The sequence below is a fragment of the Albimonas pacifica genome, assembly GCF_900113695.1.
GTDB classification, from domain to species: Bacteria; Pseudomonadota; Alphaproteobacteria; order Rhodobacterales; family Rhodobacteraceae; genus Albimonas; species Albimonas pacifica.
In genome coordinates, this window is record NZ_FOQH01000003.1 from 320,447 (window position 1) to 343,843 (window position 23,397).

Sequence of the window (23,397 nt, forward strand, 5' to 3'; positions counted from 1 at the left end):
TGCGTCGGACAGGGCCGCGCGGACGCCGGGCGGCGCCCGCAGGGCGGTCGACCGAACCTAGGCCCCGCCGCGCCCGGCGCAAGGCGCGCGTCGCCGCGCGGGCTTCACGTCCTTGTGGCGCGGGGGAGAGGGCGGGGCAGGGGGCGGCGGGCAGGGCGCCGGAACGCCGACGGCCCGCGCCGGAGCGCGGGCCGCAGGAACCCTGTCCCGCGCCGGGGCGCGGGCCGAGAAGAACGGGGTCCCGCGCCGGGGGCGCGGGCCGAGGGGATCGGGGTCGAATCCGCCGCCGCCGGGATCGGCGGCCGGGGCGCGATCAGCCGCCCAGCGGGATGGAGATCGCGTTCGACGGGCTCTCGGGCGGCGCGGGGCTGGGCGTCGGGGTGGCGGCGCCCTGGTTGCGCAGCTCCTCGGACTCCGTGCGCGCGTCCAGGGTCTGGGCCGCGTCGGGATCGTTGATCTTGTAGCCGAACACGCTGTCGAGCGCGTACCACTGCTCCGGCTCCGGCGGCCGCTCGGTCTCGAGCCGCTGGCGGATCTGCGGATCGGCGGTCTCGGCGCCGGCGGCGTCCAGCAGCGCCAGCTCGCCCGGCGTGGGGGCCGCGGCCTGGGCCTGCGGGGTCGGGCCCGCGCCGGCCGAGGCCAGCGCCGCCTGGGCGGCCTGGTCGGGGCGCGGCTCCAGCGGGCTGCGCTCGCCCGGGGCGGGCGGGGGCAGGCTCTCGAAGCTCGGCGGCAGGCGCAGGGGCGCATGGGGCGCGACGTTGAACGGGTTGGGCGACTCGTAGTTCAGGCCCAGCGCGGTGCCCACGGCGTCGCGGCTGCCCGTGCAGGCGCTCAGCGCCACGCCCGCGCCGATCAGCGCGGCGACGCGCAGCGCGCGGCTCAGGCCGCGAGCGCGGCGGGCGGCGGTGGGGGCGTGGTTCGTCATGTCCCGCGGTCTCCTGTCGGCCCTGGCGCGGCCCTCGCCGTCATGCGGCGCGGGCGGGGCCCGTTCAGGCCCTCTGCTTGTCAGAACCGTCGAGGAGGATCAAGCCGGCGGCGCCCGCGAAGATGCACACGTCCGCGACGTTGAAGGCGTAGGGATTGCGGATCCCGCAGCAGCTCATGTTCAGGAAGTCGAACACCGCGCCGTGGATCGCGCGGTCCAGCGCGTTGCCCAGCGCCCCCCCGATCAGCAGCCCGACCGAGGCCCGCCGCCAGACCTGGGGCATCCGCTGCGACCAGATCGCCAGCCCGATCGAGATCGCCACGGCCGCGAAGATCCAGACCCCGCGGCCGACGTCGGCCGCGAGGCCGAAGTTGGCCCCGGTGTTCCACGCCAGGGTGAAGCGCAGGAACGGATCGGCCACGTCCACGACCAGCCGCTCGCGCAGCTCCAGCCCCTCCAGCACCCACCACTTGCTCGCCTGGTCCAGAAGGAAGGCCGCGGAAGCCGCAGCCAGAACGACGCCCGACCGCATGGGCCCTCCGGGACTTCTCCGCCTGCGCGCCTGGCGCGCGGCGTCAGTTGCTGGTCGCGCGAGGCTTGAAGCCGCCGCGCAGGATCTCGGTCGCGCTGGTCCGGTTCGCCCCGGTCGCCCCGCAGGACGAGTAGTAGCGGTTCGACACCGCGCTCTCGTACTCGAACAGGCGACGATCGCGGGGATCGCGCGGACCGGCCCTGAGGCCTCGATACCCGGTCGCGTCGATCTCGTCGATCTTCGCCAGCAGTTCCGGACAGGACAGCTGCGTCGCGGGCGCCAGACGGATCGCGATTCCGCCGCTGGTCACGAAGGTGTCCTGCGCGCGCAGCATCGGGGGCGCCGTGGCCAGCGGCGCCAGAATCGCCGCGGCGATGAGGAAACGTTTGATTGCAGTCATGGCCTCGTCGTTGCGCGTTCGTCGCGCTCCTGTTTGATTTCACCGGATACCTGATCGTCAGCCCGTGTTCAAATTTGGGCGAGTCCTCGGCGTGGGGGCGCCGTCGCGCACGTTTTCGCGCGTCGCCGAGTTGGCGGAAGCGCCCGGCGTGGATATGTTCCCCCGATGACGTTCTTCCAGAGTCCGGCGACGGGAGCGACCACCCAGATGCGAGCGAAGCTGAACAGGGCCCTGGCGGGGCTGGTGATGGCGGGCTGCGGGATCGCGCTCGTCGCGCCCGCCTCGGCGGCCGGCCTCTCGGGGTCCTATCTCGCCGCCCAGTCGGCTGCGGCGCGCAACGACTACCAGGCGGCGGCGCGTTATTTCGCCGCGGCGCTGGCCCGCGACCCGGCGAATCCCGGCCTGCGCGAGCGGACCATGAGCTTCAAGCTCCTGACCGGCGACCTGCGCGGGGCGGCGACGATCGCGCAGCTGATGCGCGACGCCGGCGCCGCCACCCAGCTCGCCGAGCTGGCGCTGGCCGCCGACGACGTGGCTTCGGGCGACTACGCCGGCGCCGCCGAGACGCTCTCGACCGAGGACAGCCGGGTCAACGCCCTGGTCGGCGCCCTGATGCGCGGCTGGGCCGAGGCCGGCGCCGGAAACCGCGAGGCGATGGAGGAGGCGTTCTCCTCCCTCGACGGCGACGCCATGGGCGAGCTCTTCGGCAACTACCACCTCGGCCTCGCCCGCGCCGTGATCGGCGATCTCGAAGGCGCAAAGGAAGCGCTCGAGCGCACCCGCGACGAGGGCGGCGTCACCGGCCGCCCGGCGCTCGCCCTCGGGGCCGTGCTCGAGCTCACCGGCGACGACGAGGCCGCCCGCGCCATCTACGAGGGCATGGTCGCCTCCTCGCGCGACGAGCGGGTCGCCGCCTCCGCCCTGCAGCGCATGGCCCAGGGCGAGCCCGCGGCGCTGCCCGTGGCCGACGCCTCCGCCGGCACGGCCGAGGCGCTGTTCTCCATCGCCGCGGCCTTGGGCTCCGACCGCAACGCCGCCGTGGCGCTGCTCTACGCGCGCATCGCGCTGGCGCTGCGCCCCGACCTGCACGAGGCGCGCCTGCTGGTCGCGGGCCTGCTCGACGCCCAGGGCCAGGAGGAAGCCGCGGTCGAGGCCTTCCAGGTCGTCCCCCGCCGCTCGCCGCTCTTCATCTCCGCCGAGCTCGGGCGCGCCGACGCGCTGATGGCGCTCGACCGCCAGGACGAGGCGGTGGTGGTGCTCGAGAGCCTCTCGGCCGCCTACCCGTCCGAGCTCGACGCCCAGCTCGGCCTCGCCGCCGCCCTGCGCCGGACCGAGCGCTGGACCGACAGCGCCGCCGCCTACGACCGCGCCCTCGAGCTGATCAAGCCGGTCGAGCGTCGCCACTGGTCGGTGTTCTACGAGCGCGGAATCGCCCATGAGCGCGCCGGCGACTGGCCCGACGCCGAGGCCGACTTCCTCAAGGCGCTGGAGCTTTCGCCCGACAACCCGCTGGTCCTCAACTACCTCGGCTATTCCTGGGTCGAGATGCACATGCACCTCGACGAGGCCCAGGCGATGATCGAGAAGGCGGTCGAGCAGCGCCCCGACGACGGCTACATCACCGACTCGCTGGGCTGGGTGCTCTATCGCCTCGACAAGTTCGAGGAGGCGGTGCCCCACCTCGAACGCGCCGTCGAGCTGACGCCCACCGACCCGATCATCAACGACCACCTCGGCGACGCCCTGTGGATGGTCGGCCGCAAGCGCGAGGCCCGCTTCCAGTGGTCGCGCGCCATGTCCTTCGACCCCGAGGAGAAGGACGCCGTCCGGATCCGCGCCAAGCTCGACCGCGGCCTCGATTCGGTGCTCGCCGACGAGCGCGCCTCCGGTCCGCCGCGCACCGCGGGGGCCGAGGCGCCCAAGGCGGATGGCGGCTGACATGCCGGCCCCGGCGGAGGTCCCCGCCTCCGCCCCCTCCGCCCCCCTCACCGGCGCCCGCCCTCCCGGCGGGCGCCGTCGCGCATCCCCGCCGGCTGCCGGGGCCATCGCGATCTCCGCGCCGCGCCCCGCCGCCCCGGCGCGCGTCGCCTCCGCCTCCGGCGCCGCAACGGCGCCCTCCCGCAGGGGAGAGGGCGGCGCCGACCGCCGCCCGGCCTTCGAGCCCGCCACGGCCCTCGCCCCCGCCAAGGTGAACCTGCACCTGCACGTCCTGGGCCGGCGCGAGGACGGGCTGCACCTGCTCGAGTCCCTCACGGTGTTCCCCGACGTCTGCGACGTCGTGACCGCCCGCCCCGCCCCGCCGGGCGTCTTCTCGATCGAGGTCGCGGGCCCCTTCGCCGCCGGCGCCCCGGCCGACGCCTCCAACCTCGCGCTCCGCGCCGCGATCGCGCTGGCCGAGGCGGTCGGGCAGGGCCCCGCCGCCGAGGCCCCCCTCGGCGTCGCCCTGACGCTCGAGAAGACCCTGCCGGCGGCGGGCGGCATCGGCGGCGGCTCCGCCGACGCCGCCGCCGTCCTGCGCCTGATGAACCGCCTGTGGTCGCTGGACCTGCCTCTGGAACGCCTTTCGGAAATCGGCCTGAGCCTCGGCGCCGACCTCCCCGTCTGCCTCCACGCCCCGGCCCCCGCCTGGATGGCCGGCATCGGGGAGCGGGTCTCCGCCGTCTCCGGCGTCCCGCCGCTGGCGATCCTGCTCGCCAACCCCGGCACGCCGACGCCCACGCCCGAGGTCTTCCGCCGCCTGCGCCACCGCGACGGCGCCCCCGCCGCATGGCCAGCGGAGGGCTGCCCCGGCCTCGACGCCCTCGTCGGCTGGCTGTCTGACACCTCCAACATGCTGGAGCCCCCGGCGCGCGAGGTCGCGCCCGCCGTCTCCGGCCTGCTGCAGACAATCGCCGCGCAGCCCGGCTGCCGCCTCGCCCGGATGTCGGGCAGCGGCGCCACCTGCTTCGGCATCTTCGAGACCATGGCCGGGGCCGAGGCGGGGGCGCAGGCGCTCCGCCGCGCGGGCCTCTGGGCCGCCGCCGGCCGCTCCGCCGGCGCCTGAGGGGGACTGCATGGAAGAGATCGACTGCCTCGTGATCGGGGCCGGCGTGGTGGGCCTCTCGGTCGCGCGCGCCATGGCGACCGCCGGCCGCGAGGTGCTGGTGCTGGAGGCCGAACGCCTCATCGGCTCGCAGATGTCGAGCCGCAATTCCGAGGTCGTCCACGCCGGCATCTACTACCCGAAAGACAGCCTCAAGGCCCGGCTCTGCGTCGAGGGCCGCCGCCGCCTCTACGCCTACTGCGAGGAACGCGGCGTCGCCCATCGCAAATGCGGCAAGCTGATCGTCGCCTCCGAGCCCGGGCAGGTCGCGATGCTCGACGACCTGCTCGCCAAGGCGCAGGCCAACGGCGTGGAGGGGATGCGCAAGCTCTCGAAATCCGAGACGCTGGCGATGGAGCCCGCCCTGCGCGCCGAGGGCGCGCTGTGGTCGCCCGAGACCGGCATCGTCGACAGCCACGGCCTGATGCTCGCCTACCAGGGCGAGGCCGAGGACCACGGCGCCATGCTGGCGCTGGGCGCCCCGGTGACCGGGGGCGAGGTCGGCGGCGAGGGGATCGTCATCGAGACCCCCGAGCTGACGCTCCGCGCCCGCACGGTCGTCAACTGCGCGGCCCTGAACGCCATCGCCATCGCCGGCGCCCTGCGCGGCTACCCGGTCGAGACCCTGCCGCGCCTGACCCTGGCCCGCGGCAACTATTTCTCCCTGACCGGCGCCACCCCCTTCTCCCGCCTGATCTACCCCGCCCCGGCCGAGCGCGGGGGCCTCGGCGTGCACCTCACGCTGGACCTGCAGGGCCGCGCCCGCTTCGGCCCGGACGTGGAGTGGATCGAGGCCGTCGACTACTCGGTCGACCCCGCCCGCGGCGAGCGCTTCTACGAGGCCATCCGCCGCTACTGGCCCGACCTGCCCGACGGGGCGCTGGCGCCGGCCTACGCCGGCATCCGCCCCAAGATCGGCGAGGACCCCGGCGGTTTCGCCGACTTCACTCTCCACGGCCCCGAGACCCACGGGATCGCGGGCCTGTGGAACCTCTTCGGCATGGAGAGCCCGGGCCTGACCTCGTCGCTGGCGATCGGGGAATGGGTGCGCGGGCAGGCGGCGCCGGCCTGAGGCCGGGAGACCTCGGGCAGCGGTCTACAGGCGCCCTGCGGGCGGGCTTGGCTGCGCTGCGCCGGGGGCGTGCGGGGCGCCCGGGCGCTGGAGGGCAGGGGCCTCCGGCGGGCTCCTGACTCACCCGAGAACAAGCCCGCGCCTGCTCTCCGGACCCGTCTCTCGCTTGCGATGCCTGAGCGACTCGCCCCCCGGGGGCAAGGACAAGCCCGGCTTCGCCGGGTCGCTGCGCGATCCTTGACCCCGGGGAGCGAGTCGCTCCGGGCGGCATCCGCGAGAGACGGCTCCGGAGAACAGGCGCTCCCCGAGGGCAGCGCACGGGGCGCCCGGCCGGCCCGGGGGCGGCGCCGGGTCGGCCGGCGGGGCGAGAGCGGCGGGGCGAGGGCGGCGAGGACGGCGGCCGGCCCGGGGGGCGTGCGAGCGGACGGGCGGGCCGAGAGCAGAGGCGCGCGGGTGGGGCGCATCGGGCGGGGGGCGGCGGCCTCCCGCCAAGGCGACGACCGCGGGCGGTCGCCGGCCCGGGGCGGCGGGGTCGCCGTCCGGGACGTCGGCGGCGGGGTCGCCGCCTGTCGGCGGTGGGGAGAGACGGGTCGCCGGGAGGCGCGCCGCCGCGCCGCCGGCCTCCGCGCCTCCGCGCCGCCGGGCCTCCGGGCCTCCGCGCCGCCGGGGCGCGGGCCTCCGCACCGTCGGTCGCCGGGGCGCAGGCGGTCGCGACGCGGGCTTTCGGGGTGCGGGCCTTCGGGACGCGGGCTGCGGGCGGAGGGCCGGCGAGGGCGGCGGCGGGCCCGGCTCAGCGGGCGCCTTCTGCGCCCTGACCGCGAGCCGTGCTCGCGGATCCGGCCTCACGACGGCTTCGCCGTCGACGGGCCGCGGCACGGTCCCCGCCCGGCTTTCGCCAAAGGACCACGCACGGACCACCCGGCCGCACGGCCCGCCCTGCGCGCCACGCCCGCGCCGGTCCGCGCGCCTCTTCCCACCGGCGACGCGCGCTTCCCGACTCGACCCGCTCATGCTAGCCCTTGGGGCATGAATGCTCCCAGCCCCTATATCTCGAAAAATCGACCGATCCGGCGCCTGGACGAGTCCGCCCAGAACCGTATCGCCGCCGGCGAGGTGGTGGAGCGGCCGGCCTCCGCGGTGAAGGAGCTGGCCGAGAACAGCCTCGACGCCGGCGCGCGGCGCATCGAGATCGCCATCGCCGACGGCGGGCGCACCCTGATCCGGGTCGCCGACGACGGCCACGGCATCCCCGAAGCCGAGCTGGCCCTGGCGCTGGAGCGGCACGCCACCTCGAAGACCGACGGGGCCGACCTGCTCGACATCCGAAGCTTCGGCTTCCGGGGCGAGGCGCTGCCCTCGATCGGGGCCGTCTCGCGCCTGGTGCTGACCTCGCGGACGGAGGCCGCGGACGCCGCCTGGACCCTGCGCTGCGACGCCGGCCGGCTGGGGGCGCCCGCGCCCGCAGCCCTCGCCCGCGGCACCGTGGTCGAGGCGCGCGACCTGTTCCACGCCACCCCCGCCCGGCTGAAGTTCCTGCGCACCGACCGGGCCGAGACCCAGGCGGTCGCCGACATGGTCCGCCGCCTCGCCATGGCCGCGCCCGAGGTGGGCTTCGTGCTGCGCGACCTCTCCGAGGGCGGCGCCAAGGCCTCGCCCGAGGGCCGCGTCCTGTTCCGCGCCGACCCCGAGCCGGGCGAGCCGCGCCACGCCCGCCGCCTGCGCCTCGCCCGGGTGATGGGGCGCGAGTTCACGGACAACGCGCTGGAGATCGAGGCGGAGCGCGAGGGGCTGCGGCTGAGCGGCCTCGCCGGCCTGCCCACCTATTCGCGCGGCGCGGCGGTGGCGCAGTTCCTCTTCGTCAACGGCCGCCCGGTGCGCGACAAGCTGCTGACCGGGGCCCTGCGCGCGGCCTACATGGACGTGCTCCACTCCGGCCGCCACCCGGCCGCGGCGCTCTATCTCGAGTGCGACCCGCAGCTCGTCGACGTCAACGTCCACCCCGCCAAGACCGAGGTGCGCTTCCGCGAACCCGGCGTGGCGCGCGGCCTGCTGGTCTCGGCCCTGCGCCATGCGCTGGCCGAGGGCGGGCATCGGGCCTCCTCGACCGTGGGCGAGGCCGCGCTGGGCGCCTTCCGCCCCGAGGCCGGGCCCCCCGCCGCCCCGCGCCTGACCGGCTGGGGCCCGCGGATGGACCGCCCCTCGGTCGCCGAGCTGCGCCGCGCCTACGACTTCCAGGCGCCCGGCGAAGCCGCCCCGGCGCCGGACGGGACGCCGCCCGCCCAGCCCGGCCTCTCCGAGGACCCCATGGCCTGGCGCGCCGCCCGCTCCGAGCCCGAGCCGGTGGAGACCGAGGCGGAGGACCTGCCGCTGGGCCTCGCCCGCGCGCAGCTGCACGAGAACTACATCGTCGCCCAGACCCGCGACGGCATGGTGATCGTCGACCAGCACGCCGCCCACGAGCGCCTGGTCTACGAGCGCCTGAAGCGCCAGGCCGCCGAGGCGGGCGTGCGCCGCCAGGCCCTGCTGATCCCCGAGATCGTGGAGCTCCCCGCCGACGACGCCGAGCGGCTGCTGGCCGCGGCCGGACCCCTCGCCGAGCTCGGCCTGGTGATCGAACCCTTCGGCCCCGGGGCCCTCGCCGTGCGCGAGACGCCCGCCGAACTGGGAACCCCCGACGCCGCCGCGCTGCTGCGCGACGTGGCCGACGAGCTGGCCGAGGAAGGCGAGACGGCGGCGGTCCGGGCGCGGCTCGACGCCGTGCTCTCGCGCATGGCCTGCCATGGCTCGGTCCGCTCGGGACGGCGGATGGGGGCGGCGGAGATGAACGCCCTGCTGCGCGAGATGGAGGCGACGCCGATGTCCGGGCAGTGCAACCACGGGCGGCCGACCTACGTGACCCTGACGCTGGCCCAGATCGAGAAGCTGTTCGGGCGGCGCTGAGAGGCGCGGCGCGGGCAGGGAGCGCTCCACAGGCGCCCTGCGGGCGGGCCTGGCTGCGTCGCGCAGGCGGGGGCGTGGCGAGAGGCCGTCGGGGGGCGCCTCCGGCGGGCTCCTGACTCACCAAAGAACAAGCCCCGCGCCTGTCCTCCGGAGCCGTCCGTCGCTTGGCTGCCTGAGCGACTCGCCCCCTCCGGTCAAGGACAAGCCCCCCTGCGGGGGGTCGCTTCGCGATCCTTGACCGGAGGGGGCGAGTCGCTCCGATCGGCGCCCGCGACGGACGGCTCCGGAGAACAGGCGCTCCCGGGTGGGCTTGCGGCGGGCGGGGCCCCGGGGCGGAGGGCGCGCGGGAGGGCCGGGGCGGGGGGGCCTCGGGACCGGGGGGCGAGACCGGGAGTCGGGAGATTTTCCCAGCGGTCTCGGGGGGCCGTGCGCTCCCGCCGCAGGGACCGTCACGAAACTGCATTGGAACCGTCGGCCAACTGTCGCCGGACGCCCGTAGACGGCGCCCAGCGCAACGGGAGCCGCGGATGCTGATCAAGATCGAGTCGCTGACCAAGAGGTTCGGCACGGCCACGGCCGTGGACGCCGCCGAGATCCGCGTCGAGAAGCCGGCGATGATCGGGATCATCGGACGCTCGGGCGCCGGCAAGTCCACGCTGCTGCGCATGATCAACCGGCTGACGCCCGCCACCTCGGGCCGGATCCTCGTCGACGGGACCGACGTGCTGACCCTGAAGGGCGCCGCCCTGCGCCGATGGCGGCGCGACTGCGCGATGATCTTCCAGCAGTTCAACCTGGTGCCGCGCCTCGACGTCGTCACCAACGTCATGCTGGGGCGGCTGAACGGGCACTCGGCGCTGGCCTCGGCCTTCAACGTCTTCTCCGAGGCCGACGTGCGCCAGGCGCTGGCCCATCTCGACCGGCTGGGGATCGCCGAACACGCGCTGAAACGCGCCGAGGCGCTGTCCGGCGGCCAGCAGCAGCGGGTCGCCATCGCCCGCGCCCTGATGCAGGACCCCAAGTTCGTGCTCGCCGACGAGCCCATCGCCTCGCTCGACCCGCTCAACGCCCAGGTGGTGATGGACGCGCTGCGCCGCATCCATGTCGAGCAGGGGCTGAGCGTGATCTGCAACCTGCACACGCTCGACACCGCGCGGCGCTATTGCGACCGCGTCATCGGCATGCGCGCCGGGCGCATCGTCTTCGACGGCCCGGCCGAACTGCTGACCGAGGCCATGGCCCGCGAGATCTACGGCGCCGGCGCCGAATTCTCCGAGGCGACCACCTCGACCAGCCTCGCGACGCCCTTCCCATCGGAGGCCGGCCGCCGCGCCGTCCCCGTCACGGGCTGACCCCTGCCGCGCCCGCGGCCCGAGGGCGCCCCGACCCGTTCCATGATCGCAGCCGGTCCCCGCGGGGACCGACCATTCGAGGGATACATCCGATGAAGACCATCGCGCTCGCCGCGCTCGCGGCCGCCGCCCTGACCTCCGCCGCCCCCATCTCCGCCCAGGCGCAGGAGACGATCTCCGAGTTCCGCATCGGCCTGCTGGGCGGCGAGAACGCCTCCGACCGCATGCGCTCGAACGAGTGCCTGCGCGAGAAGGCCGAGGCCCTGCTGGGCGTGCCCACCAAGCTCTTCGCCCCCGCCGACTACAACGGCGTGATCGAGGGCCTGCTGGGCGGCAACCTCGACATGGCCTGGCTGGGCGCCTCGGGCTACGCCAAGGTCTACCTGACCGACCCCGAGGCGGTCGAGCCGGTGCTGGTCAAGGTCAACAACGACGGCTCCTACGGCTACTACTCGATCGGCTTCGCGCGCGCCGACAGCGGCATCGCCTCGCTCGACGACATGAAGGGCCGGACCTTCGGCTTCGGCGACCCGAACTCGACCTCCGGCTACCTGATCCCCTCGATCGAGATCCCGGCCTCGGGCTACTCGATGACCCCGGGCGACTACTTCGCCGACGTCGTCTTCACCGGCGGCCATGAGCAGACCATCGTCGCGGTCTACAACGGCGACATCGAGGCCGGCGTGACCTGGGCCGACGGCCTGGGCGAGTGGGAGGACGGCTACAACTCCGGCGCCCTGCGCAAGGCGGTGGACGCGGGCCTCGTCGACATGACCGAGATGGTGCAGATCTGGCAGTCGAAGCCGATCCCCGAGGGCCCCATCGTGCTCGCCAAGGGCCTGCCCGAGGACGTGAAGCTGAAGGTGACCGCGCTGATGGCGTCCCTCGAGTCCCTCGACCCCGAGTGCGCCTACGGCGTGATGGCCGGCGAGGCCAAGGGCTTCATGCCGATCACCCACGAGGCCTATCTCTCGATCATCGACGCCCGCAAGACCGCGTCCGAGTGAGCCGGGCCCAGCCCTGACCGCGAAGGCCCCGGAGACGCTCCGGGGCCTTCCTCGCATCCGGCCGTAGGGCGCATTTCAATGCGCCATCCGCGCCGCCCGTGCGTCCGCCATCCCCCCCATCGCAGCCCCGAGGCCCCCATGACCTTTGCGGACCTGGAATCCGAGATCGTCCGGCAGACCCGCCGCCGCCAGATGTATTCGGGCCTCGCGGTCCTGATCGTCGCCGCGGTGCTGATCGCGGGGTTCGACGTCTCGAATTCGATGAACTCCGGGTCGTTCTGGACCGGGCTCGGGCAGTTCTTCGACTACCCCGCCGGCCTGCTGTCCGAGGCGTGGGAGACCGGCCTGATCGGCATGGCCGAACTGATGTGGCGCTTCCTGCCCGCGCTGATCGAGACGCTGAACATCGCGGTCGCGGCCACCCTCCTCGGCGGCCTCGGCGCCTCGGTCCTGTCGCTGGCCGCCACCCCCAACCTCGGGGCGCCCGCCTGGCTGCGCCTGCCGCTGCGCCGCGTCCTCGACGTGATGCGCGCCTTCCCCGAGCTGATCATCGCCCTGTTCCTGATCTTCGTCCTCGGGACTTCCCCTGTGCCCGCGATGATCGCGGTGGCCTTCCACACCGTCGGGGCGCTGGGAAAACTCTTCTCCGAGGTCAACGAGAACATCGACGTGAAGCCGATGGAGGGGCTCGCCTCCTCCGGCGCCTCCTGGTTCCAGCGGATCCGCTACGGCGTGATCCCGCAGGTGGCGCCGAACTGGCTGAGCTACTTCCTGCTGCGCCTGGAAATCAACGTCCGCGCCTCCGCCATCCTCGGCTTCGTCGGCGCCGGCGGCATCGGCACCGAGCTTCGCCGCACCATCGGCTGGGGGCAGGGCTCGGGCGACGAGACCATCGCGCTGTTCGTCCTGCTGATCGTCTCGATCTTCCTGATCGACCAGCTGAGCTCCTGGGGCCGCGCCCGCCTCGCCGGCCGGCAGGGCCAGGGCGAGGAGACCTCGGCCCAGACCGCCCATGGCCACGAGAACCGCGTCGCGCGGGTCCGCGCCATGGTCCGCCGGCGCACGGCGCTGACCGTGCTCGCCCCGGCGCTGGCGCTGGGCTACCTCGCCTACGCCTGGGTCGCCTTCGACGTGACCGGCCTGATCGCCTCGGCCCGGCCGGAGCGCGCCGCGATCCTCGCCACCGACTCGGTCATGTACAAGACCCATGTCGAGGAGAGCCTGCGCACCGGCGAGGTCGAGGTCGCCATCGAGGGCGAGCGCACCGCCACCTACGCCCCCGACGCCCTTCCCGACTGGGTGCGCGTCGACGGCGAGACCTGGGACGTGGACCTCGGCGACGGCTGGCGCGTCACGCTCGACGGCCCGCGCATGACGGTCGAGGCGCCGGGCTACGGCACGATCCGCGTCACCGCGCAGGAGCGGGAGCTCCTCTACGACCTCCCCGCCGGCCCCCAGCCGGACTGGCTGCGCACCGACCCGGTGAAATTCGACATGCGTCCCGAGATCGGCAAGCGCGTCCAGGCCTCCCGCGCCAAGTTCGAGATCCACCGCTACCACTGGGGGTGGGAGAACTTCTGGTTCCCCTTCCGCTCTCCCCTCTGGGGCATGAGCGCCGGAGAGGTCTGGTCGCTCGCCTGGTCCCCCGACCGCCTCGACCCCGCGATGTCCAACGCCGCCTTCATCTTCGACCAGGTCTGGACCAACCCCGACTGGATGCACGGCGAGGTGTTCAAGGCCCTGCTGGAGACGATCATGATGGCTCTGCTGGGCACGCTGGTCGCCGCCTTCGTCGGCCTGCCGCTGGCCTTCCTCGCGGCCGCCAACTTCACCCCCAGCCTGGCGCTGCGCTTCGGCGTCCGCCGCCTCTTCGACCTGCTGCGCGGCATCGACATGCTGATCTGGTCGCTGATCTTCATCCGCGCCTTCGGCCTCGGTCCCCTCACCGGCGCGCTGGCCATCGCCTTCACCGACACCGGCTCGCTCGGCAAACTCTTCTCCGAGGCGCTGGAGAACGTCGACGACAAGCAGATCGAGGGCGTGCACTCCACCGGCGCCTCCCAGCTGCAGCGCTACCGCTTCGGGGTGCTGCCGCAGATCCTGCCGGTGTTCCTCTCCCAGGCGCTCTATTACCTCGAATCCAACACCCGCTCGGCCACCGTCATCGGCGCGCTGGGCGCGGGCGGCATCGGCCTGATGCTGGTCGAGACGATGCGCACGTCGCGCGACTGGGAGAACACGCTTTACATCATCGTCCTGACCATCCTTGTTGTCTTCGCGATGGACGCCCTGTCCGGCTGGCTCCGCCGCCGCCTGATCCAGGGCCACGAGGCGCGGGAGGTCTGATGGCGCGGCTGAGCGAAACCCCCTGGATCGACCCCACGAGCCGGGTGATCGACTCGACGCTGGGGGCCTATACCGAGGTCATGGCCCATTCCTGGCTGCTGGAGGTCGACTTCGGCGCCTACTCCTACTGCGCCGGCCGCAACGAGATCGCCTATTCGCGGATCGGCAAGTTCGCCAACATCGCCTCCGGCTGCCGGATCTGCCCCACCAACCACCCCTACCAGCGCGCCTCGCTGCATCATTTCATGTATCGCGCCTCGAACTACTGGGACGATGCCGAGGACGAGGCCGAGGTCTTCGAGGAGCGTCGCCGCAACGGCGTGACCGTCGGCCACGACACCTGGTTCGGCTACAATGCGATCATCATGCCCGGGGTGACGGTCGGCACCGGCGCCATCGTCGCCGCCGGCGCGGTGGTGACGAAGGACGTGGCCCCCTACTCCATCGTGGGCGGGGTCGCCGCCTCCGAGATCAAGCCCCGCTTCCCCGCCCGCATCGCCGAAAGGCTGCTGGCGCTGGAATGGTGGGACTGGGATCACGCCACGCTCCGCGCTAGGCTCGCGGACTTCCGCCGCCTCCCCGTCGAGGCGTTCCTCGAGACATACGAACGAGCCTGAGCCCCATGAGCTACGACGTCGCCGTCGTCGGCGCCGGCATCCTCGGCCTCGCCCATGCGCTCGCCGCCGCGCGCCTTGGCAAGCGCGTGGTGGTGATCGAGCGCGACGCGCAGGCCAACGGCGCCTCGATCCGCAATTTCGGCTTCGTGACGGTCAACGGCCAGCAGGCCGGGGATTGCTGGGGGATGGCCCGCCGCTCCCGCGACGTCTGGGCCGAGGTAGCGCCGAAGGCCGGCATCGAGATCCTCCACCCCGGCATGCTGGTCACCGCGCGGCGTCCGGAGGCCGAGGCCGTCATCGACGCCTTCCTCGCCACCGACATGGCCGCCGACTGCCGCCGCCTGACCCGCGCCGAGGCCCTTGACCTCGCCCCCGTCTCGGAGGCCGTCACCGCGGCGTTGCACTCCCCCCTCGAATTCCGGGTGGAGTCGAAGACCGCGATCCCAAAACTCGCCGCCTGGCTCGCCGAGGCCCACCACGTTGACTTCCGCTGGCTGACCGAGGTCCACGCCGTCGAGACCCCGCGGATCCACACCTCCGCCGGCATCATCGAGGCGGAGACGGTGATCCTCTGCCCCGGCGACGACTACTCCGGCCCCTTCGCGGACCGCCTCGCCGCCTACGGCCTCACCCGCTGCAAGCTGCAGATGCTGCGCGTCATGCCCACCCGGCGCCCCGCGCTCGGCGCCGCGGTGATGTCCGACCTCGGCCTCGCCCGCTACCTCGGCTACGCCGAGCTGCCCGAGGCGCAGGCCCTGAAGACGCTCCTCGACGCCGAGCAGCCCACGCACCGCTCCAACGGCGTGCACCTGATCGTGGTGCAGTCCGCCGACGGCTCCCTGGTGGTCGGCGACAGCCACCACTACGCCGACACTCCGGACCCGTTCTCCTCGACCCTCGTCGACCAGCTGATGCTCGGCGAAATGGAGGCCGCCCTCGACCTCGGCCCCTACGCGGTGACCGAGCGCTGGCTGGGCACCTACGCCTCCGCCACGGGGAAGGATTCGGGCCGCTGGCGCCTGACCGACGCCCCCGACGAGGCGACGCGGCTTTGCATCGTCACCGCCGGCTGCGGCGCCTCCACCTCCTTCGCCATCGGCGAGGAGACGATCTCCGCCCTTTTCGCCTGACAGGAGCCGCCCCATGAAATTCGACGCAGCCATCTTCGACTGGGCCGGCACCATGATCGACTTCGGCTCCTTCGCCCCCATGGGCGTCTTCGTCGAGGCCTTCGCCAAGTTCGGCGTGACCGCCACCATCGACGAGGCCCGCGGCCCCATGGGCTCCCCCAAGCGCGCCCATATCCAGGCGATGATGGCCATGCCCTCGATCCGCGGCCAGTGGCAGGCGAAGCACGGCCGCGCCCCCACCGAAGAAGACGTCGACGCGGTTTACGAGATCTTCGTCCCGATGAACGAGGCTGTGGCCCCCAAATACGCCACCCTCGTCCCCGGCGCCAAAGCCACCCTCGACGCGCTCGCCGCCAAGGGCATCCGGGTGGGCTCCACCACCGGCTACGTCCGCTCGATCATGAAGGGCGTGATCCCGGTGGCCGCCGAGCAGGGGTTTTCCCCCGAGTGCATCGTCTGCGCCGACGACGTGACCGGCGGCCGCCCCGGCCCGGAACAAATGTTCCTCGCCTTCGAACAGATGTCTCTGAATTCGGGCGCAAAAGTCCTGAAAGTGGACGATACCGAGCCCGGCATCGCCGAGGGCGTCGCCGTCGGCGCGGTGACGGTCGGCGTCGCCCTCTCCGGCAACATCGCCGGCCTGACGCCCGAGGATCTCGCCGCCCTGCCGCCCGCCGAGGTGGACGCGATCCGCGCCAAGGCCGCCGGCATCCTCCGCGGCGCCGGCGCCCATCACGTCATCGACACGGTGGCCGACCTCCCCGCCCTGATCGAGAGACTGGAGGCCGAGGGGTGAGCGGGGAGGAGAGCGGTCCGGGGCCCTCCGACCTCAACATCCTCTTCATCACCGCGGACCAGCTCCGCGCCGACGTCCTGCACGGCCGGCTGGCGGGGATCGCCCCCACGCCGAACCTCGACCGTCTGGCCCGCTCCTCCGTCGTCTTCGAGAACCACGTCACCGTCACCGCCCCCTGCGGCCCCGCCCGCGCGAGCCTGCTGACCGGGCTTTATGCCAGCAATCACGGCAGCTTGCGCAACGGCACGCCGCTGGACGCGGGCCTGACCAACCTCGCGAAGGAGTGGCGCAAGGCCGGTCGCGAGCCCCTCCTCTTCGGCTACACCGACGCCACCCCCGACCCCGACGCTTTCGACCCCGCCGACCCCACGCTGCGCAGCTACGAGGGACTGCTGCCGGGCTTCCGCGAGGTGGTCGAGATGCGCTTCGAAAGCCCCCACACCTGGCTCGCGCACCTGATCGCGAAGGGCTACGACCTCCCCCGCCCGCTCCCCCAGCGCCTGTTCGAGCTCTACCTCCCCCAGGACGGCCGGATCACCGGCCCGGCCCTCTACAAGGCCGAGGACAGCGACACCGCGCTGCTCACCGACCTGACGATCGCCCACCTGGACGCCCGCCGCGACCACCCCTGGACGGCGCACCTGACCTACATCCGCCCGCACCCGCCCTTCGTCGCCCCGGCGCCCTGGAACGAGGCCGTCTCCCCCTCCGCCATCCCCCTCCCGGGCGAGGACCGCGCCGACCATCCCTTCACCCGGGCCTGGTTCTCCGAGCGCAATTCCTTCGGCCTGTGGATGGGCTTCAACGGCGATTGCGAGGGGCTGCCGGTCGACAAGGCGCAGGCGTTGCGGGCGGTCTATCTTGGGCTGGTGGCCGAGCTCGACCACCACATCGGGCGCCTGCTGGACTGGCTGGACGCCACCGGCCAGGCGGATCGCACCGTCGTCGTCTTCACCGGCGACCATGGCGAGATGCTCGGCGACGGGCGGATGTGGGGCAAGCACTCGGTCTTCGAGGGCGCCTTCCACGTGCCCCTGATGATCCGCGACCCGCGCCGCCCCGCCCAGGCCGGGCGGCGCATCTCGGCGCCGACCGAGAGCGTGGACCTCGCCCCCACACTCCTGTCCCTCGCCGGAAAGGAACCTCCCGCCCCCTGGGACGGCCGCCCCCTGACGCCCTGGCTGGACGGCGAGACGCCGGAGGACTGGCGGACCTCGGCGCTGATGGAGATCGACTTCGCCGAACCCGCGGGCCGCGAGACCCGCTTCCAGCGCGCCTGGGGCACGGGCCTGGAAGACTCCGGCGCCGTGATCCTGCGCGAGGGCCGCTGGCGGCTGATCCGCTTCGCCGCCGAGGCCCTGCCGCCGATGCTCTTCGACATGGAGGCGGACCCGGACGAGACCACCAACCTCGCCCCCCAGGCGCCCGAGCAGGTGGCGCGGATGACCGAGACGCTGCTGCGCCGCCGCCTCGCCCGCGGCGGGCGCGGCAAGGCGCATCTGGCGGTGGGGGTCTGAGGGCAGGGCGCGCGCCCCGGGCTCGATCCGGGGCCTCTCGCGGCCGGCCCCGGGAGGCCCCGGATCAAGTCCGGGGCGCCCGTGGGGGCAGGGGGCGCGCAGCCCCCGGGGCGGCGCCTAGTGGGCCGAGACGGAGGCGTCCTCGGGCGGCTTCTTCATCACCAGCGCCACCAGCGCCAGGCCCGAGAACAGCACGGCGATCAGCAGGAAGATGTCGATGAAGCTCATCACCGTCGCCTGCCCGTGCAGGCGGCCGGCCATCTGCGCCAGCGCCCCGTCTGGGTTCAGCCCGTGGGAGGTCAGGTTCCCCTCCAGCATCTGCATCTGGCGCAGGGCCTCGGGGTTGGACCAGCCGACGGACTCGCGCAGCCGCTCGTAATGCAGGTCGGCGCGGTCGGACATGATCGTGTTGATCACCGCCAGCCCCACCGCGCCGCCGAGGTTGCGCATCAGGTTGTAGAGGCCCGAGCCGCCCTTCATCTTCTCCGGCGGCAGGGTGCCCAGCGCCAGGTTGTTGATCGGCACCATGCACAGCATCAGCGACAGGCCGCGAAGGATCTGGGGGAGCAGCAGCTCGTCGAAAGACCAGTCGGCGGTGAGCCCCGTCAGCATCCAGGTGGAGCTCGCGAAGCCCAGGAAGCCGATCAGCAGCATCACCCGCAGGTCCAGCCTGCGCGACAGGATCCCCGCCAGCGGCGCCGAGCAGAACATGGCGAGGCCCGAGACGAACACCGTCTCGCCGATCTGCAGGCTGTCGAGCCCGCGGATGGAGGCCAGATACAGCGGGTAGAGATAGGTCAGCCCGTAGAGCCCGATCCCCATCACGAACGAGAACGCCGAGCCGATCGAGAAGTTCACGTCCGTATAGGCCGAGAGGTCCACGATCGGGTCCTTGCGGGTCAGCGCCCGCCAGAAGGTCACGACCCCGCCCACGACCATCACCACGGCCAGCACCGCCACCGCCTCGTCCTGCAGCCAGTCGTTGGAGGGGCCTTCCTCGAGCACGTATTCCATGCCGCCGAGGAACCCCGCCAGCGCCAGCAGCCCCCACCAGTCGAAGCGGTCGAAGAGCGTCCACTCCGGCTTGTCGAAGTCGATCAGCAGGAAGGCGCCCAGCGTGACGCCGATGCCCGGCAGCACGTTGACCAGGAACAGCCAGTGCCAGGAGAGGTGGAACGAGAGATACCCGCCCACCGTCGGCCCCACCGTCGGGGCCAGCGTCGCCACCAGCCCCACCATCGGCGAGACCAGGCTGCGCTTCGAGGCCGGGAAGATCGTGAAGGCCGCCGCGAAGACCGAGGGGATCATGCCGCCGCCCAGGAAGCCCTGCACCGCGCGCCACAGGATCATCTCGCCGATCGAGGACGACATCGCGCACATGAAGGAGGCGAAGGTGAACCCGGCCGCGGCGGCGGTGAACATCAGCCGCGTCGACATCATCCGGCCCAGGAAGCCGGACAGCGGGATCATGATGACCTCGGCGATCAGGTAGGAGGTCTGCACCCAGCTGATCTCGTCGGGGCCTGCGGCGAGGCCGGCCTGGATCTCGGGCAGGGAGGCCGAGACGATCTGGATGTCCAGGATCGCCATGAACATCCCGAAGACCATCACCAGGAAGCCGACCACCCGGCGGGGCGTCAGCTCGGGCTCTGGGGCGGCGGACATGGAGCGTTCCACTGTGCTGTCTGCGCGGCCCGGTCGGCGACGGGATCGTCGGCCGAGGCGTTCGGGGTCAGTCGGCCGAGGCCAGCTTGTCGGAGGCGGGCGCGGCGCGCGGGCCCGCGGCCGGCCCGGGCTCGGGCGCGGTGCGGGTATCGACGGCCACGATGGCCGAGAGGCCGGCGCGCAGGGCGCCGGTGGCCTGCGCCTCGGCCGGGATCGCGATGCGCACCGGCACGCGCTGGACGACCTTGGTGAAGTTGCCCGTCGCGTTCTCCGCCGGCAGCAGCGAGAAGACCGAGCCGGTGGCCGGCGCGGTGGAGGTCACGCGCCCCTCGAAGCTGCGGTCGGGCAGGGCGTCGAAGGCGATCTCGACCCGCTCGCCCGCCGCGAGGCCGGGGAGCTGCGTCTCCTTGAAGTTCGCCTCGATGTAATAGCCCGCGTCGGGGACGAGGGCGGCGAGCCGGGCGCCGGGGGAGACGAGGTCGCCCGCCTCCACCGCCAGGTTCGCGAGCGTCCCGTCGACCGGCGCGCGCAGCGTGGTCAGGTCGAGGTCGCGCTGCGCCTGGGCGACGGCGAGCTCGAGCTCGTGGCGCGAGCCTGCGGCCTCCGCCTTCTGGGCGGCGAGGACGTCGACCTGGGCGCGCGCGCTCTCCACCGCGGCCCTGGCCGAGGCGAGGTTGGCGGTGGCGGTGTCGTGGGCCTCGGTCGCGGCGTCGAGCTGCGCCTGGGCGGCGACCTTGCGGGAGACGAGGTCCCTGGCGCGCTCGAGGCTGATCGCGGCGTTCTTCAGGGTGGCCTCGGCGGCCTGCCGCCCGGCGAGGGCCTGGTCGACGGCGGCGCCGGCGGCCTCGATCTGGGCGTCGATGCGCGCCAGCGTGCGGTCGGCGGTGGCCACCCGGCTCTGCGCCACCTGCAGCGCCAGGCGGTAGTCGCCGTCGTCGAGCTGCACCAGCACCTCGCCCGCGCGCACGTGGCGGTTCTCCTCCACCGGGAGGGCGGCGACATAGCCCTGCACGCGGCTCGAGATCAGGGTGATGTCGGACTGCACGTAGGCGTCGTCCGTCTCGACCAGGAAGCGGCCGACGGTCCAGTACCGCCAGCCCTCCCAGCCGCCCGCGCCGAGCGCCGCGAGGCCCAGGACCGCCAGGACCGCCTTGCGCCGGCCGGAGCGTTTCGGCCGCGCGGGCGCCCCTGCCGCGGCTCCGGCTCCGGCCGCGGGCGCGGCGGAGTGGGCGTCGGGGGCGGCTGCGGGGTCGCCTTCGGGGGCGTCGCGCCGCTGGGAGGGCGCGACGGGGACCGCCGCGGCGGTCCGGGGGTCATGCTTCGACATCTTCGCGTCCTTCGGCGGGGCGGGCGGGGGCCGGCGCGACTCGCAGGGAGACGGGATCGAACCGGACGGTTCGATGGCAGATAGAGCGGGGGGAAAGCGGAATCAAGACTTCATCGAACCGCACGGTTCGATTAAGTACGGTTCCCGACGACCGTGCAGGAGCGACGATGACCGCGCCCGATCCCGAGACCGATCCCGAGGCCGGGACGCCCCCGGCCGACGCCGCCCCCGCCCGTCGTCACGCCGCCGGCGCCGACCCGGCCAAGCGCGCCCAGATCCTGGAGGGGGCTGCCCGCGCCTTCCTGGAGAAGGGCTTCGACGCCGCCTCGATGGAGGACGTGCGCCGGGCGGCCGGCGTCTCGAAGGGGACGATCTACGTCTACTTCGCCGACAAGGTGGAGCTGTTCGAGGCGCTGGTCGCCGACAAGCGCGACCGGATGTTCGCCGACGTGATCTCGCTGCTGGAGGAGGATCTGCCCCTGCGCGCCAAGCTGACCCGCTTCGGCGAGGCGCTGAGCCGGGTGCTGTGCTCCGAGGACGTGATCCGCGCCCAGCGCATCGTCATCGGGGCGGTGGCGCGGATGCCCGGGATGGGCGAGCGCTTCTACCGCGTCGGCCCCAGCCGGATGCACGACCGGCTCGCGGCGCTGTTCGAGGCGGAGGTCGCGGCGGGCCGGCTCGCGGTTCCCGACGCGCGGATGGCGGCGGTGCAGTTCATCGAGCTGGTCTCGGCCGGGGTCTGGCGCCGGCGCCTGTTCTGCGGCCCCCATGCGGGGGTCGAGGAGGCGGAGATCGTGCGCACCGTCGCCTCGGCGGTGGAGCTGCTGCTGCGCGCCTGGGGGCGCGGCGAGGCCCGGCAGGGCCTCGACGACTAGGCGGGCCGCCCCCCGGCCCTGCGGGGGGGGCGGTCGGTCACTTCATCCGGGCGAGCAGGTCGGTCTTCCAGACGAACTGGTGCACCAGCACCGCGGCGACGTGGACGAAGACCAGCGCCAGCAGCAGGTTCATCAGGATCTCGTGCAGCTCGGCCGCCGCGCCGATCAGCCCGAACCAGGCGGCGAGACCGGTGAGCGGCATCGCCAGCAGCAGCGCGTAGATCGCGACATGCGCCCATTTCGAGGCGGTCCGGAACGGCTCCGGCTCCGCCGCCGGCGCCTCGGGCGCGCCGTGGCTGCGGCGCAGCCGCAGGCGGGCCAGCGCCAGCGCCAGCACCGTCAGGCCGATGACGAGATGGACGACGGGGACCGTGCTCCACACCTGGGCGCCGGCCTCCATCGAGTCGTGGAACGGGCGGCCCATCGAGTCGAAGACCAGCCATTGCAGCGCGATCAGCGCCACGACGGCCCAGTGGAGGATCTTCTGGGCGGGGGAATAGGAAAGGGCGGCGGCTTGGGTCATGTCCTGGCTCCGCGAAAGCAGGGGGGCGCTTGGGGTTGCACGTTGGAACCCGGCGGCTCCGTCGGCAACGGCCGTCGGCGCCGTCCCGCCCCGGCGCGCGACGCAGGGCTCGGTCGGCGAAGAGCTTCGCCTGCTCGGCCGCGACGCGGGCCGGGCAGCGCTCGGGCAGCAGGCGGACGAAGCGGTCGAGCCAGACGCGGCGCGCGTGACCCCGATGCGCGAGCGCCCCCGCGCGACGCCGTCGAGGATCGCGCGCGCGGCGGTCGCGGGGGGCGTCTTCAGGAGCTTCTCCTCGCAGACCTTCAGCCGGGCCTCGGCGCGGGCGCGCTCGGCGGGGCCCTGCGCGGGGCGCACGGGCGTGCGGACCGCGGCGCCGGTCGCCTCCATGTGGTCGAGCCGGCGGCGGAAATGCTCGCACAACAGGCCGATCTTCAGGGTCCAGGCGGCGTTGGTGCAGCCGATGGCGAAGCAGACGTTCGGCGCGCCCGAGCGCATCATGCCCCCGAACACCAGATGCTCGGAGGGAACCGCCGCCGCCCCGTCGACCGAGAGCGCGGCCCCCCCGAAGAGCTGCAGCGTCAGGCCGGTGGCGGTCACGATCGCGTCGGCCTCGACCTCGGTCCCGTCCTGCATCCGCAGGCCCTCGGGGGTGAAGCGCGCCGCCGCGCCGGTGACGAGCGGGGCGCGGCCTTCCCTGATCGCCGCGCAGAAATCCCCGTCGGGGACGGCGCGGAGGCGCTGGTCCCAGGGGTCGTAGGGCAGGTTGAAGGGGCGGTCGACGTCGAAACCCTCGGGCAGGGACCTGCGGTCGATCCAGGCGATCAGCCGGCGCGCGGTCTGCGGACATCGCCGGCAGAGCCGCCAGACCCAGCGTTGCAGCAGGACGTACTTGCGCCGGGCGAAGGCGTAGGCGCGCCGCGGCGGCGGCAGGCGGCGGGCGAGGGCCGCCAGCGGGTCGCCCGAGGGCATCGGCGGCACGTAGCCCGGCGTGCGCTGCACCTGGGTGACGTGGGCCGCGGTCTCGGCCGGCGCCGGAACCAGGGTGACGGCGCCGGCGCCGCTGCCGATCACGGCGATGCGCCTGCCCGTGGCGTCGATATCCGCGGGCCGGAACTGGGGGGGAGGATCGGGCCTTCGAAGCTCTCCTCGCCGGGGAGGTCCGGGCGATGGCCCTCGGCGTAGTCGCAGCAGCCGGTGGCGCCGAAGATCCAGCGGGCGCGAAGCGTGCTTTCCGCGCCGTCCTCCTCATGGCGCCGGCGCACGGTCCAGGGCGCAGTGCGCAAGGACCACC

The 23,397-nt window shown here is 73.7% G+C and carries 18 protein-coding genes; 12 read left to right on the forward strand and 6 right to left on the reverse strand.

Annotated features, from left to right (window positions below; translation table 11 throughout):
- Window positions 1-313 precede the first annotated feature (313 nt).
- From BM064_RS07205 to BM064_RS07215, 3 genes are all read right to left on the reverse strand, one after another.
- On the reverse strand, window positions 314-925 hold the full coding sequence (locus BM064_RS07205) for a DUF3035 domain-containing protein (RefSeq protein ID WP_092859072.1): 612 nt from the start codon (window positions 923-925) through the stop codon (window positions 314-316).
- Between the two features lie 64 nt (window positions 926-989).
- Window positions 990-1,457: a signal peptidase II gene (gene lspA, locus BM064_RS07210; RefSeq protein ID WP_092859073.1), complete on the reverse strand. Its 468-nt coding sequence runs from the start codon at window positions 1,455-1,457 to the stop codon at window positions 990-992.
- Window positions 1,458-1,500: 43 nt separating this feature from the next.
- Entirely contained in the window at window positions 1,501-1,857 is a 357-nt protein-coding gene (locus BM064_RS07215; protein WP_092859074.1) for a hypothetical protein, read from the reverse strand.
- A gap of 165 nt (window positions 1,858-2,022) precedes the next feature.
- Between BM064_RS07215 and BM064_RS07220 the strand changes: the two genes are divergently transcribed.
- From BM064_RS07220 to BM064_RS07275, 11 genes are all read left to right on the forward strand, one after another.
- Window positions 2,023-3,795 carry a tetratricopeptide repeat protein gene (locus tag BM064_RS07220; RefSeq protein WP_143103277.1) on the forward strand — a complete coding sequence of 591 codons (1,773 nt, stop codon included), beginning with the start codon at window positions 2,023-2,025 and terminating at the stop codon, window positions 3,793-3,795.
- 1 nt (window position 3,796) lies between these two features.
- Window positions 3,797-4,900 (forward strand): 4-(cytidine 5'-diphospho)-2-C-methyl-D-erythritol kinase, encoded by a 1,104-nt coding sequence (locus BM064_RS07225; protein ID WP_092859076.1) that lies wholly within the window; start codon window positions 3,797-3,799, stop codon window positions 4,898-4,900.
- Between the two features lie 10 nt (window positions 4,901-4,910).
- Window positions 4,911-6,011 carry an NAD(P)/FAD-dependent oxidoreductase gene (locus tag BM064_RS07230; RefSeq protein ID WP_092859077.1) on the forward strand — a complete coding sequence of 367 codons (1,101 nt, stop codon included), beginning with the start codon at window positions 4,911-4,913 and terminating at the stop codon, window positions 6,009-6,011.
- 1,026 nt (window positions 6,012-7,037) lie between these two features.
- Window positions 7,038-8,951 (forward strand): DNA mismatch repair endonuclease MutL, encoded by a 1,914-nt coding sequence (gene mutL / locus BM064_RS07235; RefSeq protein ID WP_092859078.1) that lies wholly within the window; start codon window positions 7,038-7,040, stop codon window positions 8,949-8,951.
- 530 nt (window positions 8,952-9,481) lie between these two features.
- On the forward strand, window positions 9,482-10,303 hold the full coding sequence (gene phnC, locus BM064_RS07240; protein WP_092859300.1) for a phosphonate ABC transporter ATP-binding protein: 822 nt from the start codon (window positions 9,482-9,484) through the stop codon (window positions 10,301-10,303).
- Between the two features lie 92 nt (window positions 10,304-10,395).
- Window positions 10,396-11,310 (forward strand): phosphonate ABC transporter substrate-binding protein, encoded by a 915-nt coding sequence (gene phnD / locus BM064_RS07245; RefSeq protein ID WP_092859079.1) that lies wholly within the window; start codon window positions 10,396-10,398, stop codon window positions 11,308-11,310.
- A gap of 138 nt (window positions 11,311-11,448) precedes the next feature.
- Window positions 11,449-13,656, forward strand: a complete 2,208-nt coding sequence (phnE, locus tag BM064_RS28430; protein ID WP_342741358.1) for a phosphonate ABC transporter, permease protein PhnE — start codon at window positions 11,449-11,451, stop codon at window positions 13,654-13,656.
- Window positions 13,656-14,273, forward strand: coding sequence for a DapH/DapD/GlmU-related protein (locus BM064_RS07260; protein WP_092859080.1), 618 nt, complete (start codon window positions 13,656-13,658; stop codon window positions 14,271-14,273). The genes phnE and BM064_RS07260 overlap by 1 nt, the downstream gene beginning before the upstream one ends.
- Before the next feature lie 5 nt (window positions 14,274-14,278).
- On the forward strand, window positions 14,279-15,403 hold the full coding sequence (locus BM064_RS07265) for a TIGR03364 family FAD-dependent oxidoreductase (RefSeq protein ID WP_092859081.1): 1,125 nt from the start codon (window positions 14,279-14,281) through the stop codon (window positions 15,401-15,403).
- A gap of 13 nt (window positions 15,404-15,416) precedes the next feature.
- Window positions 15,417-16,199, forward strand: a complete 783-nt coding sequence (gene phnX / locus BM064_RS07270) for a phosphonoacetaldehyde hydrolase (RefSeq protein ID WP_092859082.1) — start codon at window positions 15,417-15,419, stop codon at window positions 16,197-16,199.
- On the forward strand, window positions 16,196-17,716 hold the full coding sequence (locus tag BM064_RS07275) for a sulfatase-like hydrolase/transferase (RefSeq protein ID WP_092859083.1): 1,521 nt from the start codon (window positions 16,196-16,198) through the stop codon (window positions 17,714-17,716). Before phnX ends, BM064_RS07275 begins: the two co-directional genes overlap by 4 nt.
- A 117-nt stretch (window positions 17,717-17,833) precedes the next feature.
- Here the strand turns inward: BM064_RS07275 and BM064_RS07280 are convergent, their stop codons facing one another.
- Window positions 17,834-19,381: a DHA2 family efflux MFS transporter permease subunit gene (locus BM064_RS07280; protein WP_092859084.1), complete on the reverse strand. Its 1,548-nt coding sequence runs from the start codon at window positions 19,379-19,381 to the stop codon at window positions 17,834-17,836.
- Between the two features lie 67 nt (window positions 19,382-19,448).
- A complete protein-coding gene (locus tag BM064_RS07285; protein ID WP_092859085.1) occupies window positions 19,449-20,708 on the reverse strand; it encodes an HlyD family secretion protein in 1,260 nt (419 codons plus the stop codon).
- Window positions 20,709-20,875: 167 nt separating this feature from the next.
- On the opposite strand from BM064_RS07285, the gene BM064_RS07290 reads away from it, so the two are divergent.
- Window positions 20,876-21,583 (forward strand): TetR/AcrR family transcriptional regulator, encoded by a 708-nt coding sequence (locus BM064_RS07290; RefSeq protein ID WP_092859086.1) that lies wholly within the window; start codon window positions 20,876-20,878, stop codon window positions 21,581-21,583.
- Window positions 21,584-21,620: 37 nt separating this feature from the next.
- On the opposite strand, the gene BM064_RS07295 is transcribed toward BM064_RS07290, so the two are convergent.
- Window positions 21,621-23,177: a cytochrome b/b6 domain-containing protein gene (locus BM064_RS07295; protein ID WP_092859087.1), complete on the reverse strand. Its 1,557-nt coding sequence runs from the start codon at window positions 23,175-23,177 to the stop codon at window positions 21,621-21,623.
- Between the last annotated feature and the right edge of the window lie 220 nt (window positions 23,178-23,397).

Coding starts and splice junctions, on each gene's coding strand:
- BM064_RS07280 (WP_092859084.1), bottom strand. CDS start 19,381: ATGTCCGCCGCCCCAGAGCCCGAGCTGACGCCCCGCCGGGTGGTCGGC.
- BM064_RS07230 (WP_092859077.1), top strand. CDS start 4,911: ATGGAAGAGATCGACTGCCTCGTGATCGGGGCCGGCGTGGTGGGCCTC.
- BM064_RS07205 (WP_092859072.1), bottom strand. CDS start 925: ATGACGAACCACGCCCCCACCGCCGCCCGCCGCGCTCGCGGCCTGAGC.
- lspA (WP_092859073.1), bottom strand. CDS start 1,457: ATGCGGTCGGGCGTCGTTCTGGCTGCGGCTTCCGCGGCCTTCCTTCTG.
- BM064_RS07265 (WP_092859081.1), top strand. CDS start 14,279: ATGAGCTACGACGTCGCCGTCGTCGGCGCCGGCATCCTCGGCCTCGCC.
- phnX (WP_092859082.1), top strand. CDS start 15,417: ATGAAATTCGACGCAGCCATCTTCGACTGGGCCGGCACCATGATCGAC.
- BM064_RS07220 (WP_143103277.1), top strand. CDS start 2,023: ATGACGTTCTTCCAGAGTCCGGCGACGGGAGCGACCACCCAGATGCGA.
- mutL (WP_092859078.1), top strand. CDS start 7,038: ATGAATGCTCCCAGCCCCTATATCTCGAAAAATCGACCGATCCGGCGC.
- BM064_RS07215 (WP_092859074.1), bottom strand. CDS start 1,857: ATGACTGCAATCAAACGTTTCCTCATCGCCGCGGCGATTCTGGCGCCG.
- phnD (WP_092859079.1), top strand. CDS start 10,396: ATGAAGACCATCGCGCTCGCCGCGCTCGCGGCCGCCGCCCTGACCTCC.
- BM064_RS07290 (WP_092859086.1), top strand. CDS start 20,876: ATGACCGCGCCCGATCCCGAGACCGATCCCGAGGCCGGGACGCCCCCG.
- BM064_RS07260 (WP_092859080.1), top strand. CDS start 13,656: ATGGCGCGGCTGAGCGAAACCCCCTGGATCGACCCCACGAGCCGGGTG.
- phnE (WP_342741358.1), top strand. CDS start 11,449: ATGACCTTTGCGGACCTGGAATCCGAGATCGTCCGGCAGACCCGCCGC.
- BM064_RS07285 (WP_092859085.1), bottom strand. CDS start 20,708: ATGTCGAAGCATGACCCCCGGACCGCCGCGGCGGTCCCCGTCGCGCCC.
- BM064_RS07225 (WP_092859076.1), top strand. CDS start 3,797: ATGCCGGCCCCGGCGGAGGTCCCCGCCTCCGCCCCCTCCGCCCCCCTC.